Here is a 14,829-nt window from a genome sequence, read left to right as displayed (position 1 = left end):
CCCTTTTTGACGTAGTGGGGAGCACTGGCATGGCTGAAATAGACGCGCGCCTGCGCGAAAACGTCCACCAACTCGGCGAGTTGCTTGGGCAGACTATCTGCACACAGTACGGCGATGAGTTTCTCGACAAGATTGAGCGTATCCGTAAAGGCGCAAAAGCGGCGCGGCGTGGCTCCAAAGAAGGCGCGCAGCAGCTTAGCGAGACCCTCAATAACCTTGAGGATGATGAATTATTGCCAGTGGCGCGCGCCTTTAACCAGTTTCTTAACCTGGCCAATATTGCTGAGCAGTATCACCGCATTCGCCGGCGCTCCAGTGCCGAGGCAGAACCCTTTGAGTCGCGAGTCCTAGGTGAACTGCTGCAGCGTTTGCTCGACAGTGGCCATGGCAAAGACGAGTTGGCCAGGCAGTTGGGACGCTTGGATATCGAGTTGGTGCTCACCGCGCACCCGACAGAGGTTGCACGGCGCACCCTTATTCAAAAATACGATGCTATCGCCGCTGAACTAGGGCATCAGGACCACAGCGACTTGACCGACAATGAGCGTCAGCAGGTCAGTGATCGCTTGCGTCGGCTGGTCGCCGAGGCCTGGCATACCGAAGAAATACGTCGTACCCGGCCAACACCGGTAGATGAGGCGAAATGGGGCTTCGCGGTCATTGAACACTCGCTGTGGCAGGCGGTTCCCAATTTTATGCGCCAGGCTGATATCGCCTTGCACGCTGCCACGGGATTTCGCTTGCCGCTTGAAGCTGCGCCCATACGTTTCGCCTCCTGGATGGGGGGCGACCGCGACGGCAATCCGAATGTTACCGCCGCTGTGACCCGCGAAGTGCTCCTGCTGTCGCGCTGGATGGCGGCAGATCTGTACCTGCGTGATATCGACCAACTGGCGGCCGGGCTATCAATGCAAGAAGCCAGTGCTGAACTGTGCGCCGCAGTGGGTAAGACCGCCGAGCCTTATCGGGCGCTGCTTAAACAGTTGCGCGAGCGTCTGCGGGCGACACGTCGCTGGGCGCAGGAGGCATTGCACAGCCAAACCCAGCCCAGCGAGGCGGTTTTGCATGACAATCGCGACCTGCTGGAGCCACTGCAGCTGTGTTATCGCTCACTGCACGAATGCGGCATGGGCGTAATCGCTGATGGGCCACTGCTGGATTGTCTGCGTCGAGCCGCGACATTTGGCCTGTTTCTAGTCCGGCTGGACGTGCGTCAGGATGCATCTCGACACGCAGCGGCGTTGAATGAAATCACTGATTATCTTGGCCTGGGCAGCTACGCCGAGTGGGATGAAGACCAGCGTTTACAATTTTTGCTGACCGAGCTGCAGAATCGTCGCCCGCTGCTGCCAGAGCATTTCAAGCCCAGTGCTGATACCGCTGAAGTACTGGCAACCTGCCGTGAAGTTGCCCAAGCGCCAGCTGCTTCCTTGGGCTCTTACGTGATTTCCATGGCGGGTGCATGTTCAGATGTGTTGGCGGTGCAGCTATTGCTCAAGGAGTCTGGGCTCCAGCGGCCAATGCGCGTGGTTCCGTTATTTGAAACCCTGGCTGATCTGGACAACGCAGGGCCGGTGATTGAACGCTTGCTGGGCATAAAAGGCTATCGCGCCAAGTTGCATGGCCCGCAAGAAGTGATGATCGGCTATTCCGACTCTTCCAAGGATGCCGGCACCACTGCCGCCGCCTGGGCACAGTACCGGGCTCAGGAAGCCCTGGTTGATATTTGCAAGGCACATGAGGTGGAACTGTTATTGTTCCACGGCCGTGGCGGTACGGTCGGTCGTGGCGGTGGCCCTGCGCATGCGGCGATTCTGTCGCAGCCACCGGGGTCGGTTGCCGGGCGTTTTCGCACCACCGAGCAGGGCGAGATGATCCGTTTCAAGTTTGGCCTGCCAGATATTGCCGAGCAGAACCTGAATCTGTACTTGGCCGCAGTGCTTGAAGCTACGCTTCTGCCGCCGCCAGCCCCGCAACCAGCCTGGCGCGAAATGATGGATAAGCTCGCGGCCGATGGCGTTGCTGGCTACCGAGCTGTGGTACGCGAGACGCCAGAGTTTGTTGAATATTTTCGCCAGGCAACTCCTGAGCAAGAGCTGGGCCGTTTGCCTTTGGGCAGTCGTCCGGCGAAGCGCCGGGCTGGGGGTGTCGAGAGTTTGCGGGCCATTCCATGGATCTTCGCCTGGACCCAAACACGGCTTATGCTCCCCGCATGGCTAGGTTGGGACAGCGCTTTAAATAACGCACTGCAACGCAATGAAGGTGACTTGCTGGCGCAAATGCGCGAGCAATGGCCATTCTTCCGCACCCGTATCGACATGCTTGAAATGGTGCTGAGCAAAGCTGACGAGGCCATCGCCGGGCTATACGATGAGCGGTTGGTTGATCCTGCGCTACAGCCGTTGGGGGCGCATTTGCGCGACCTATTGTCGCAGGCGTGTGCCTGCGTGCTTGGGCTGACTCAGCAGTCGCAACTGCTCGGTCATAGTCCGGAAACGCTGGAATCGATCACGGTGCGCAATACTTATCTAGACCCGCTGCACCTGTTGCAGGCAGAGTTATTGGCGCGTTCGAGACTGCGTGAAAACCAGGCAGACAGCCCTCTGGAACAGGCTCTTCTGGTCAGTGTGGCCGGTATTGCCGCCGGTTTACGCAATACCGGTTAAATCAGTAACTGTACTTTTCAGGCCAATGGCTCCAGTGGCCAGGCTGCGTCCCCGTTCTAAAGGGGATGCAGCGCCGAGCCGCAGAATGCTTGTCGGCAACCGCTGGAGATGTATCCGACTTTCGGTGGCTTGTGCAGGGGGGGACTGCTGTGTATCTTGATCGGCCTTTGGCAGTTTGTTGTGCAAGTGTGCGGCTGCCCTGAATATTCTGAGATTGGCCCCAAGAGGCGAGTCCACTGATTTATTACTTATAATTTGAGGAGCACATCGATGCGCGTGATTTTGCTAGGGGCGCCCGGTGCCGGAAAAGGTACCCAAGCGGGCTTCATTACCAAGAAGTTCGCTATTCCACAGATTTCGACTGGCGATATGCTTCGTGCCGCAGTAAAAGCGGGCAGCCCGCTTGGCCTCAAGGTCAAGGGTGTGATGGACAGTGGCGGTCTGGTCTCGGATGAGATCATTATCGACCTGATCAAAGAGCGTATCACCCAAGAAGATTGCGCCAATGGTTTCCTGTTCGATGGTTTCCCGCGCACCATTCCGCAGGCAGAAGCCCTCAAGCAAGCAGGCGTGAATATCGATTACGTGGTCGAGATCGCCGTTGAAGACGAAGAAATCGTCAAGCGTATTGCTGGTCGTCGCGTGCACCCAGCCTCTGGCCGCGTGTATCACACCGAATACAATCCGCCGAAAGTTGCTGGCAAAGATGATGAAACCGGTGAAGAACTGATCCAGCGCGAAGACGACAAGGAAGAGACAGTACGTCATCGCCTGTCGGTCTACCACTCGCAAACCAAGCCGCTGGTAGACTTCTACCAGAAGATGGCTGCTGCTGAAGGCACGCCTAAATACAGCGCCATCGCAGGTGTTGGCTCGGTTGATGAGATCACCACCAAGGTCATGGCTGCGCTGTCTTAAGGTCAGACTGCACTCCCACAACGGCTCGCTTAGGCGGGCCGTTGTTGTTTCTGGACTTGAACACAGGCACGCCTACAGCTTCTGGTCTCTAGCGTTTATACTGCGCGACCATCTGTTTGCCGGACTCCGCCATGACCACCTTGTTGGCCCTCGATACCGCCACCGAAGCTTGCTCGGTTGCTTTGCTGCACGCCGGCAAAGTGATCAGTCATTACGAAGTGATACCGCGCCAACATGCGCAACGCCTGTTGCCGATGATCAAGACCTTGATGGCTGAGGCCAATCTGCCCTTGTCGGCGCTCGATGCCATTGCATTTGGCCGTGGGCCCGGGGCATTCACCGGTATTCGCATTGCTATCGGCGTGGTGCAGGGCCTTGCATTCGCCTTGGATCGACCGGTTATTCCAGTCTCCAATCTAGCGGTGTTGGCGCAACGAGCCATGCGCGAGCAAGGCGCTGTTCAAGTTGCTGCCGCGATTGATGCGCGCATGGATGAGGTCTATTGGGGTTGTTACCAAGCCCAGCAAGGTGAAATGCGCTTGCTCGGGCGTGAAGCGGTAATGGCCCCGGAGCTTGCCACGCTGCCGGACGGTGCCACGGGTGACTGGTTTGCCGCAGGCACTGGCTGGGGCACTTTTGCCGAGCGCATTGGGGTCAAGCCAAGTGCCCAGGATCCATCCATGTTGCCTCACGCCCAAGATTTGCTGACGCTGGCCCAATTTGCCTGGGCACGGGGTGAGTCGCTGGTGGCGGATGAGGCGCAACCTGTTTACTTGCGTGATCAAGTCGCGACGCCTAAGGCACCGAAATAGAGGTCGTCCGGCACTTTTTCGTTGATCTGTCTTGTGCCTGCGTACCTCGGTAAGTCGCTTAGATCTGACAGTTTGCGCATAAATGCTCGCGGCTGATCAGTTGCGGATTGCCAAGTGGTTTACACAGGGTTAAATTGCTGCTGCAAGCACCGTAGTTACTGAAGCTCAGAGTTTTAATTGATGCGCATTGATGGCTCCATAGCCCCATACTCGCCGGATCGCGGCCCTCGCTCGGGGACTGCGGTCACCCCGTATCGCGAAGCCCAGCGCGAGGCTGAGACGCGCCGTGAACAACCGGCAGCGGTGGGTGCGACTCAAGGTTTTGAGCCAACGCCACAAATTCGTCGTGTGCAAGCGTCCAGCGAAGGTGAGCAGAGCCGTGCAATGCAGGCGCAGGATCTTGTCTACCAACAGCCGGCGATCAGCAATCGTGCCTCGCAAGCGATTGCCAGTTACAGCACCACCGCACAATTCATCACCGAATCCGATGCGCAGCAGGTGCTGGGTCTCGATCTCTACGCCTAGTGCTCCCGTATTTTCTTGGCTGCCCATCATGGAGTGAAGTCGCCTGGCGCGGTTCGGTCTATGCACAAGGCACGCGCTCTACTGATTTCCTCAAGCACTATTGCCAACTGTTCAATGCAGTCGAAGGCAATACCACTTTCTATGCCCGACCCGCGGCTGAAACCATTAGCAAGTGGTCCCAGGCAATGCCTGAGCATTTCCGCTTTTGCGCAAAATTGCCACGGGATATCAGCCACTGCGATGATCTGCGTGGGCAGCTCCAGGCGCTGGATGACTTTCGCACACTGCTGGCCCCGCTAGGCGCGCGCGTGGCGCCCTATTGGTTGCAATTACCGGCAAGCTTCGGCCCTCAACGCTTGTCTGAACTGGCGCTATTGATTGAGCATTGGGGCGCGGGCGAGGGGCATTTTGGTGGTCGGGCCCTAGCAATAGAGGTGCGTCACCCTGAGTTCTTTGCCAAGGGCGAAGCTGAGCGTGCGCTTAATCGCTTATTGCTCGATCAGGGAGTGGAGCGCATTTGCCTGGATTCGCGGGCGTTGTTCAGCTGCAACTCCGGCGAGCCGCATGTTATCCATGCTCAAGACAAAAAGCCGCGTTTGCCCACACGACCCACCGCGTTTAGCCAGGCGCCGCAACTGCGCTTTATTGGTCATCCTGAAGTGCTTGAGAATGATCCATTTATGGTGCCTTGGCTGGATAAGGTCGCCAGTTGGATCGAGCAGGGCTTGAGCCCCTATGTGTTTTTGCACACTTCGGATAATCGCCTCGCGCCGCAGTTGGCTCGGCGCTTTCATCAGCAACTGATGACGCGTCTACCCGGATTGCCCGACTTGCCTGTACTTGAGGTAGAAGCCCCGGCAGAGCAACTGGGGCTTCTATAGACGAGTTGCTCCTTCAATCCCCGCGTTTTTTACTCATCAATAGATAGGCCGCCGGCAGCACCAATAGCGACAGCAGCGGTGCGGTGATCATGCCGCCGACCATTGGCGCGGCGATCCGACTCATCACCTCGCTACCGGTGCCGCTGCCCCACATGATTGGCAGCAAGCCAGCAATGATCACTGCCACCGTCATGGCCTTGGGGCGTACACGCTGCACTGCACCTTCGCGAATCGCCTCCAGCAGTGCACCTTGATCCTCTCGCCCTTGTTGAATACGCTCAAACCAGGCGTTTTTCAGGTACAGCAGCATGATCACGCCAAACTCGGCCGCCACTCCAGCCAGGGCGATAAAGCCGACGCCGGTTGCGACCGAGAGGTTGTAATCGAGCAGGTACAGAAACCAGATACCGCCCGTGAGGGCGAAGGGCAGTGTGGCCATGATCAGCAACGCCTCGCTGAAGCGCGTGAATGTCAAGTACAGCAGCACGAAGATAATCATCAGTGTGGCCGGTACCACCAGCTTCAGGCGTGCATTGGCACGTTGCAGGAACTCGAATTGCCCGGCATAGCTCAGGCTCATGCCGGGTTGCAGGGTTACCTGCTGATTGATCGCGGTGCGCAATTCGGTCACCACCGAGGATAAATCCCGTCCGCGCACATCCACGTAAACCCAGCCGGAAGGTCGCGCGTTCTCGCTTTTAAGCATGGGCGGACCATCGCTTATCTTCAGCTCGGCAACGCTGCCCAGGGTGATCTGGCTGCCTTGGGCGGTGTAGATCGGCAGGTCTTTCAAACGGCCCAATGAGTCGCGCCATTCACGCGGGTAGCGCACATTGATCGGGTAGCGGGCGAGCCCTTCAATGGTTTCACCGACATTGGCCCCACCAATGGCGCTGGCGACTATTGCCTGGACATCTGCGATATTCAAGCCGTGGCGTGCAGCCGCTTGGCGATTGATGTCGACGTCGATATAGCGCCCGCCGGTAAGGCGTTCGGCCAGTGCGGAGCTAACGCCATCGACCTGCTTGGCAACGTGCTCGACGGCTTGGGTGACTTGGTCAATTTGCAACAGGTTGGTGCCCGCCACCTTGACTCCTATCGGGCTCTTGATGCCGGTTGCGAGCATGTCGATACGGTTGCGGATAGGCGCAATCCAGATGTTGCTCAGTCCTGGCACTTTTACAGCGCGGTCGAGTTCCTCAATCAACTTCTCTGGTGTCATGGATTCGCGCCACTGATCGCGCGGCTTGAACTGAATGGTTGTCTCAAACATTTCCAGTGGCGCTGGGTCGGTCGCACTTTCAGCCCGCCCAGCCTTGCCAAAGACGCGAGCGACTTCCGGCACCGTCTTGATCAGTCGGTCCGTCTGTTGCAGCAACTCTGCGGCTTTTTGTACGGATAGACCCGGCAGGGCAGAGGGCATATAGAGCAGGTCGCCTTCATCCAGCGGCGGTAAAAACTCTCCACCCAGTTGAGAGGCTGGCCACGCTGCGCTGAGAAAGATCAGCGTGGCAACCACCAGGGTCGTTTTAGGTTTGCGTAGTACCGCGTCCAGCGCTGGCTGATAGACCTTGATTAATCCACGGTTGATTGGATTGTTTTGCTCGCTTGGGATCTTTCCGCGAATCCAGTACCCCATCAGGACCGGAATCAGGGTAACGGATAAACCAGCGGCGGCTGCCATTGAGTAGGTCTTGGTGTAGGCCAGGGGGGCGAACAGCCGGCCCTCCTGAGCTTGCAAGGTGAAGACTGGGATAAACGACAAGGTGATAATCAGCAGGCTGAAAAACAACGCGGGCCCAACCTCGATGGCGGCATCGCTGATCACTTGCCAATGCTGTTCGCCGCGCAGTGTTTGATTGGGGTGCTTGGCATGCCATGCCTCAATCTTTTTATGGGCGTTCTCGATCATCACCACGGCTGCATCGACCATCGCTCCAATGGCGATGGCCAGGCCACCCAGAGACATGATATTGGCGTTGATACCTTGCTGGCGCATGATGATAAATGCGACCAATATACCGATTGGCAGCGAAACAATTGCTACCAACGAGGAGCGCAGGTGCAAGAGAAATATCAGGCAGACCAGCGCCACTACGATGAACTCTTCGAGTAGCTTGAAGCCAAGGTTGTCAATGGCCCGGTCTATCAGCTCGCTACGGTCGTAGGTGGTGACGATTTCGACGCCGGACGGCAGGCTGGCCTTGAGTGATTCCAGTTTGTTCTTGACGGCTGTCAGGGTCTCGCGCGCATTTTTGCCGCTGCGCAGGATCACCACGCCGCCAGCCACTTCACCTTCGCCATCGAGCTCCGCAATGCCACGGCGCATTTCTGGACCGATCTGGATGCTGGCTACATCTCCCAAGGTGATGGGCACTGCGTTGGCATCCAGGCGCAGTGGGATCGCACGGAAATCATTGAGCGTATTCAAATAACCCGAGGCTCTGACCATGAACTCGGTTTCAGCAAGGCTCATTACCGCGCCGCCAGTTTCCTGGTTGGCCATGCCAATGGCGTCGGTCACTTCGCGTTGGGTAATCCCAAGGTGGGCCATCTTCAGCGGGTCGAGCTGAACCTGATATTGCTTGACCATGCCGCCAATACTGGCGACCTCGGCAACATTGGGCAGGGTTTTCAACTCGAACTTGAGAAACCAGTCCTGTAGCGAGCGCAACTGCGCGAGGTCATGCTTGCCACTGCGGTCGACCAGTGCGTACTGATAAATCCAGCCGACCCCGGTTGCGTCCGGCCCAAGCGATGGTTTGGCGCCATCAGGCAACTTGCCCTGGATCTGGCTGAGGTACTCAAGCACCCGTGAACGTGCCCAATACAGATCTGTGCCGTCCTCGAACAAGACATAGACATAGCTGTCGCCGAAGAATGAATAACCACGGACCGTCTTGGCTCCTGGCACCGACAGCATGGTGGTTGTCAGCGGGTAGGTCACCTGGTTCTCGACAATTTGCGGCGCCTGCCCGAGGTAGGGCGTGCGAATGATGACCTGCACATCGGACAAATCGGGCAGGGCATCGATTGGCGTATTTTGCACTGACCAAACGCCCCAGGCAGTGGCAAAAACAGTGGCAAGTAGCACCAGAAAACGGTTGCCGATTGACCAGCGAATCAGAGATGCGATCATGGTTGCACAGCCTTTTCCATGAGTTCTACTTGTTCGATTATCAGGCCGTTATCACCTTCACTTACCGCTATGCGAATGCTGTCTCCAGCCTGTAAACCTGAAAGCAACCGAGCATTTGCAACCGGGAATTGCATGGTCATTCCTGGCATGGACAATGTTTTGAAGGGGCCGTGGGCAAGGGTCATGCTGTCTGCATCCAGACTGATGATTTGGCCTTCGGCTTGGTGCAAGGCGTTGTTCAGTACTTGTGGCTGTGAGTCGCCGAGCGCTGTTATCTCGATGCCGTGCAAGCTGGCTTCCGAATCCAGCAGAAACTGACCGGAGACCACAACCTGTTGGCCAGTTTCCAGGCCCTGGGTAATTTCGACGTGTTCGCCTGTCTCCTGGCCGAGCTGCACTTGCGTGGGCTGGTAGCGACCATTTTCGGTTGCTAGCATCACCAAGGCGCGACGCCCGCTGCGGATAACGGCCTCGCTAGGCACCACTAACCTGGGTTCAGTGGCGATTTGTGCAAGCCGTACGTTGGCGCTTTGCCCTGGGCGCAGCTTGCCTTCCGGGTTATCCAGCTCAACGCGTACGCGCAAGGTCCGCGACTGCAAATCAGCTTGTGGCAAGACCGCGCTGATGCGGCCTTGGATTGCCTCCCCAGCAAGCCCTGGCAAGTGCGCCTCAACAGGTTGCCCGGTCGCCAAATGCGCGGCTTGTGCTTCTGGAACCGCGACATCGAGCCAGATGCTGCTCAAGCCGTTTATTCGAGCGAGGGTCATCCCGCTGGAAACCGTCATGCCCTGGCGAACATCAAGTTGTTCGATCATGCCGGCAATCGGGCTGGTAACTGTCCACAGCGGCTGTAGTTTTGCGCTGCGCTCGACTTTATTGACAAGGCTTGCAGGCATGCCAGCAAGGCGCATGCGTTGCTTGGCCGCCGCAATCAGGCTGTGTGCGCCACTGCTGCGTAGCGCCAGGTAATCTTCTTGAGCGCTGACCCATTGCGGAACCAATATGTCCGCCAGCGGAGCGCCGGCCGCAATCACATCTTGGGTGGCGCGTGCATACACACGTTCGACAAAACCCGCGCTACGGGCTTGCACAACAGCAACCTCACGCTCATTCAGAGTCAAGACGCCTGCTGCTTGTATCTCGCGCTCAAGTGACGCCAGTTTCACTGTGGCCAGACGCATGCCAAGGTTTTGCGTGATGCTTGAATCGATGCTGATACCGGCGATATCGCCACCGTCTTCTTCGTAACGGGGTACCAGTTGCATGTCCATGAAGGGTGACTTGCCAGGTTGGTCGAACTTTTGTTGCGGGAACATCGGGTCGTACCAGTACAGCGCTTTTTTCTCTGTGCTGGCAGCGTCAAGCATCTGGGGTGAGCTATTTTTGTTGGCGAACCAGTAGCCGCCAGTTGCGCCAAGCGCAAGTAACAGGCTGCTGAAGATTAGGGATTTAGTGTTCACAGGCCAGCCTCGATGTCAGTGAAATGCAGGCGTGCGCTGATCAGTGCCCGCTGTTGTTCGATATCAATCTGTTTCAGTTGCGCCTCTATAAGTGCTTGGCGTGCGCTGATTACGGCTGACAATTGGTTGCGAGCGGCACGGTAGTCCGCCATCGCCAGTTTGACCTTGTCTCTGGCCAGTGGAATCAATGTCGTCTGGTTGCGTTTCAAGGCGCGGTCCAGGCGTTGATAGGTTGCAAGGTCGTCCTCTAATTGCTGGGTGTGCATGCGCAGCTGGGTCTGATACTCAGCTTCGATTTTGTCCAGTTCGGCGTGGCGTGCGGCAATCTTTGGGTCTTGGCGTGAACCACTGAATACCGGTAGATCAATGCTCAGTTGCAGGCTGACCATGTCACCGAAATCCTGATCGCGGTTCTGGTAGGCGACTTCCCAGCTCCAGTCGGACTTTTTCTCGGCCTTCGCCTCGCGAAGCTGGGCTTGTTTTTCATGGGTCATTGGCCCATATGCCGCAAGTTCGGGGTGGCGTGCGAGGCTATGTTTGTAGTGCTGCGCATCCACAGGCCAGTTGGGCATTGCTCCTGTCAGTTTCTCGTTCGCTCGCACTCCAACCCAGCGCCGTAATGCGGCGCGTTGTTGCGCCAGTTCCTGATGTAGCTGGTCTTCTTGCTCTTCCAGCAATGCCGCCTGGATTTTCGGAGCAATGGTGTCGGCAGTCTGTCCATTGCCGCTGGCAAGACGCGCCTGCACTGCTTTGCCAAGCAGTTGGTTTTCAGCGTATAGCGTCTTGAACAGGGCGATCTTATGTTCAACCGCCAAGGTCGAAATCCAAGCCATTGCGGTTTCACGGCGCACATTCAGGCGTTCAATCTGCGCTTCAATGCTGGCCCGTTCGACGCTCGCTTGGGCTGTATCGACCCGTGCTTCACGCTTATCGCTGTTGAGCATTTGCTGCATGACACCAATCTTGGTTGATGTCATGGGTACAGCATTGAGTTCGCCGCGATCCGGGCCATTGATGGGGAAGTTTTGCAAGCCAAGCAGTAGTTTGGGGTCAGGCAATTCGCCTGCGGGTATTGCGTTATTGCGCGTGACTTCAAGCTGAGCCGCTTGAGCCGCTAGTGAGGGGGCATCACGTTCTGCCTCTCGCATGGCTTCTGCGAGTGTCAAGGCGTAGGCGCCATCGCTGAGCTGCGTGACCAGCACAGCTGTGAATGCCGACGCCAGTGTGCGCAGGCATGGATATCGAAGTTTCATTACGGCGATTCCAATCATGTTGAAGTTGCGCCAAGTGCTGCATCCCGAAGCGGGAAGCCAGACACACAGCGCTCAGCCGGGGCAAACCCAGCTGGAACTCAATGCACAGAAAAGGAATCAGGCGCGGGGAGGGCGCCAAACACTGTCGGGGGAGGAGGATGCAATGAAGTCGTTTGGCGCCAACACGGGCGCTTGATGAGCAAAATTTGCCGGGGACTTAATGCTTAGAACCTGGACAGTAACGCTATTGGCCTGGCATTCCAGGCCGCTTTTGCAGAACTTTTCAGCGATGTTCATTTGCTCGGCGCAGCACTCCATGGCGTCGTGCTGCGCCGAGCTGCTGTTACCCATTGGGCATGGCAAGCGCACGTCTGCTTGAACCAGTCCATTAAAGGCCAGTGTCAGGCAGATCATGATGCGCAGGGCATGTCGAATAAGCAGGTTCATCTAATAGCCGTAGCCGGACTTAGTGGTTATAACCATAGCGCCGTGCAATTAGATGGTCTATAGAAAATATGCCAGGCCCTTTGCTCATCAGGATTAACAGCACCGCAGCCCAGACGCCATGAGTCGGATAAGCACCCGGATAGACAAATAGCTGGATAACCAAGGTCATCATTAGCAAGCCGAGTGCAGAGAAGCGTGTGGCAAAGCCAAACAGGATCAGAATAGGCAGCAGATGCTCGCCAAATGCGGCCAGAGTGGCCGCAAGTTCAGGGGATAAAAAAGGCAACTTATACTCTTCCGTGAATAATGGAATTGCCGAAGGGGATAGTTTCGGGATACCAAGCACAAATGTGCCGGATACGATATCGATTTCAAGGCCTGAAACCTTGGTTTGCCCAGATTTCCAAAACACGGCTGCAATGGCGAAGCGACCGATAAAGGCGATCAGGCTGTATGGAATCTGTTTGAACAGCTCGATGGCGTTACTGATGATGCGTACCGGCGCAGGAGCCTGTGGGTTGGTTGAGTCAGTCATGATGCATCCTTGTTAAACAGCAGAGTTGGAAAGGCTATAGCGGGTGATTGCACCTGTTTGAATCAGGTGGGCCAGCAGTGGGGTCAAGTCAAACTCTGGCTCGCAAGCAATGGCGTACTCAGTCGCCTCTGCAAGGGGTTGCCGGTCCATCAGTGCACCAAGAAACGCTGCTGCAGCGGCTGATATCTGCAGCACTTCAACCTCCATGCGGTTACGCAGTATCAGTGCATGCTCAGGTGTGTTCGGGTTGACCTTGGCGATATCAATATGGCCTTGGTGCGCGGCCCACAGCGAGACAATTGCATGGCGCGAATTAAGCACCGTAAGCGATGGGTGCAGGCTAAACGACATGCGCTCTAGCGCTTCGGGCTGACCCAATATCCGGCCAATTTGCTCAGGGCCAAGTGCGACTACATCGGCACTGTGATAGGCCTGGATGCGGGCAAACTCAAGGCGTGCCACGTCCGCTAGATAAGGCAGGCCTTGAGCAGGAGGAAATGCCTCTATAAACCGGGCAAGGCCAGCGCCGTAATAAGCCAGAATGCGTGTTTGTGGTGGAAATTCACGAACAAAGATATTCGCCATCGCCTTGAAAAATTCATCACCAACCAACTGCATTACCACAGGGAAATTATCGGCAAGTGCGTTGATAAGTGAGCTGATAACGTTGTTGCGATACACCGCAAAACGACTGCTGCTATCCGAGCCATTCCAGGTTTTAAACTGAGCGGGACAAGGCTGCTCAGCATTGGTCAATGCGCTAGAAAACTCATACTGGTAGCCCATGTTCATGCACGCTCCAACCATTGGCCGTGTTGTGCTAACAAAGCTTCGGCCTGCTGTACTTCAGCCAGCAGCACTGCAAGGGGGGGGATGTCATTGTCCCGTTCAATCAATGTCGGCAACGGGCCGGTACGGTTGAGGACGTCGCGGTATAACGCCCAAACAGCGTTATCGACTGGCGCACCGTGTGCGTCAATCAACAGCCGACTGCCTGCACTGTCTTGATCCTCCACAAAGCCCGCCAGGTGGATTTCGCCGACTGCTTCAAGTGGCAGGTTGTCGATGTATTGCTGCGGCTCCCAGTTATGGTTGACGCAGGATACATACACATTGTTTACATCGAGCAGCAAACCACAGCCGGTACGCTCGACAACTGAGCGGATGAAGTCGGTTTCGCTCATGCTTGAATGTGCAAACTCAACATAGGTCGAGGGATTTTCCAGCAGCATTCGCCGCTGTAGGCGCTCCTGAATGCGATCGATGTGTTCACAGACTCGGGCCAAGGTGGCCTGGTCGTAAGGAACGGGCAACAGGTCGTTGTAGAAATTCTCGCCGTGGCTAGACCAGGCCAGATGCTCCGAAAACGAGTGGGGCTGATAACGGTTGAGTAGCTCGGCCAAGTGGTTCAGGTGGTCTTCGTCTATGGCCTGTTCAGCGCCGATCGACAAACCAACACCGTGAATCGACAGGGCGTAGCGCTGACGAATCTGGGTTAGATAATGGTGAAATGGCCCGCCAGCAACCATGTAGTTTTCGGCGTGTACTTCAAAAAAACCAATATCGGGTTGTTCACTCAGAATCTGCGGGATGTGCTGGGTTTTTAAACCTAACCCCGCTCGGACGGGCAGGGTCAGGTGTCGATCGGAAGCGCTGCTTGCATGCGGCAATGGGGGGGAAGTCATGGGCAGCGTTCCTTATCGTTCGTACTTAAGCCTTTGGCTTGTACTCAGTCAACTGGCCGAAACCGGTTGGCGAAGTTGGTGATTCAGTTTTTTCGCAGGTGCCAGCCGGTACATATGTCCAGGCGTTGGCTTGGTAATCAGTTTTTGAGGTGCCTGCGCAAGTAGTGCCAGCGCCTGCCGCGCAATCGTTTTTACCCTTGAGGGAAATACCGAAGCATTTTTCGTTGTCGGCAGCGTGTGCGGTGCTGACAGCTGCAGAAGACAGTGCCACGGCAGCGCCCAGTGCGAGTGCGAGGCTAGCAGCAGAAACAGTACGGGTTTTAGCATTCATAAAGGTGAATCTCCGTTCGTTGGATGCATAGAGTCAAACTCAGGGTTGACGATGAATGTGGCTATCGTCGTGAACGCACGGATCTAGTCAAAAGGGGGGACAACCCTTTGTTTGATTTAGTGCGCCTACTAACAGAGAGGGAGCAGGTATGGATTTATTACAGGGCAGGCTGAAAAA

At 56.4% G+C, this 14,829-nt stretch carries 13 protein-coding genes; 5 read left to right on the top strand and 8 right to left on the bottom strand.

All coding sequences use genetic code 11. The annotated features are described in order from the left end of the window. The first annotated feature begins 29 nt into the window (after positions 1-29). From ppc to AACY26_RS12700, 5 genes are all read left to right on the top strand, one after another. Positions 30-2,666: a phosphoenolpyruvate carboxylase gene (gene ppc / locus AACY26_RS12720; protein WP_339514547.1), complete on the top strand. Its 2,637-nt coding sequence runs from the start codon at positions 30-32 to the stop codon at positions 2,664-2,666. 270 nt (positions 2,667-2,936) lie between these two features. Then, positions 2,937-3,584, top strand: coding sequence for an adenylate kinase (gene adk / locus AACY26_RS12715; protein ID WP_339514545.1), 648 nt, complete (start codon positions 2,937-2,939; stop codon positions 3,582-3,584). 131 nt (positions 3,585-3,715) lie between these two features. After that, positions 3,716-4,396 (top strand): tRNA (adenosine(37)-N6)-threonylcarbamoyltransferase complex dimerization subunit type 1 TsaB, encoded by a 681-nt coding sequence (gene tsaB, locus AACY26_RS12710; protein WP_339514543.1) that lies wholly within the window; start codon positions 3,716-3,718, stop codon positions 4,394-4,396. A gap of 180 nt (positions 4,397-4,576) precedes the next feature. Next, on the top strand, positions 4,577-4,921 hold the full coding sequence (locus AACY26_RS12705) for a hypothetical protein (protein WP_339514541.1): 345 nt from the start codon (positions 4,577-4,579) through the stop codon (positions 4,919-4,921). Then, positions 4,921-5,802: a DUF72 domain-containing protein gene (locus AACY26_RS12700; RefSeq protein WP_339514540.1), complete on the top strand. Its 882-nt coding sequence runs from the start codon at positions 4,921-4,923 to the stop codon at positions 5,800-5,802. The genes AACY26_RS12705 and AACY26_RS12700 overlap by 1 nt, the downstream gene beginning before the upstream one ends. A 13-nt stretch (positions 5,803-5,815) precedes the next feature. Here AACY26_RS12700 and AACY26_RS12695 read toward each other — a convergent pair whose 3' ends face one another. From AACY26_RS12695 to AACY26_RS12660, 8 genes are all read right to left on the bottom strand, one after another. Next, positions 5,816-8,941: an efflux RND transporter permease subunit gene (locus AACY26_RS12695; protein WP_339514539.1), complete on the bottom strand. Its 3,126-nt coding sequence runs from the start codon at positions 8,939-8,941 to the stop codon at positions 5,816-5,818. Continuing rightward, positions 8,938-10,401 carry an efflux RND transporter periplasmic adaptor subunit gene (locus tag AACY26_RS12690; RefSeq protein WP_339514538.1) on the bottom strand — a complete coding sequence of 488 codons (1,464 nt, stop codon included), beginning with the start codon at positions 10,399-10,401 and terminating at the stop codon, positions 8,938-8,940. Before AACY26_RS12690 ends, AACY26_RS12695 begins: the two co-directional genes overlap by 4 nt. Continuing rightward, a complete protein-coding gene (locus AACY26_RS12685; RefSeq protein ID WP_339514536.1) occupies positions 10,398-11,654 on the bottom strand; it encodes a TolC family protein in 1,257 nt (418 codons plus the stop codon). Before AACY26_RS12685 ends, AACY26_RS12690 begins: the two co-directional genes overlap by 4 nt. A 117-nt stretch (positions 11,655-11,771) precedes the next feature. Further along, positions 11,772-12,101, bottom strand: coding sequence for a hypothetical protein (locus AACY26_RS12680; RefSeq protein WP_339514534.1), 330 nt, complete (start codon positions 12,099-12,101; stop codon positions 11,772-11,774). Between the two features lie 19 nt (positions 12,102-12,120). Continuing rightward, complete coding sequence (locus AACY26_RS12675; RefSeq protein ID WP_339514532.1) at positions 12,121-12,636, bottom strand: DoxX family protein; 516 nt, start codon at positions 12,634-12,636, stop codon at positions 12,121-12,123. A gap of 12 nt (positions 12,637-12,648) precedes the next feature. Beyond that, positions 12,649-13,428, bottom strand: coding sequence for an HvfC/BufC N-terminal domain-containing protein (locus AACY26_RS12670; protein WP_339514530.1), 780 nt, complete (start codon positions 13,426-13,428; stop codon positions 12,649-12,651). Next, positions 13,425-14,321, bottom strand: a complete 897-nt coding sequence (bufB, locus tag AACY26_RS12665) for an MNIO family bufferin maturase (protein ID WP_339514528.1) — start codon at positions 14,319-14,321, stop codon at positions 13,425-13,427. The genes AACY26_RS12670 and bufB overlap by 4 nt, the downstream gene beginning before the upstream one ends. Positions 14,322-14,346: 25 nt before the next feature. Then, positions 14,347-14,652: a BufA1 family periplasmic bufferin-type metallophore gene (locus AACY26_RS12660; RefSeq protein ID WP_339514526.1), complete on the bottom strand. Its 306-nt coding sequence runs from the start codon at positions 14,650-14,652 to the stop codon at positions 14,347-14,349. Between the last annotated feature and the right edge of the window lie 177 nt (positions 14,653-14,829).

Origin of the sequence: Pseudomonas sp. RL_15y_Pfl2_60, from assembly GCF_963970595.1 — a bacterium.
Classification (GTDB): domain Bacteria; phylum Pseudomonadota; class Gammaproteobacteria; order Pseudomonadales; family Pseudomonadaceae; genus Aquipseudomonas.
This window is presented reverse-complemented; position numbering and strand designations above follow the sequence as displayed.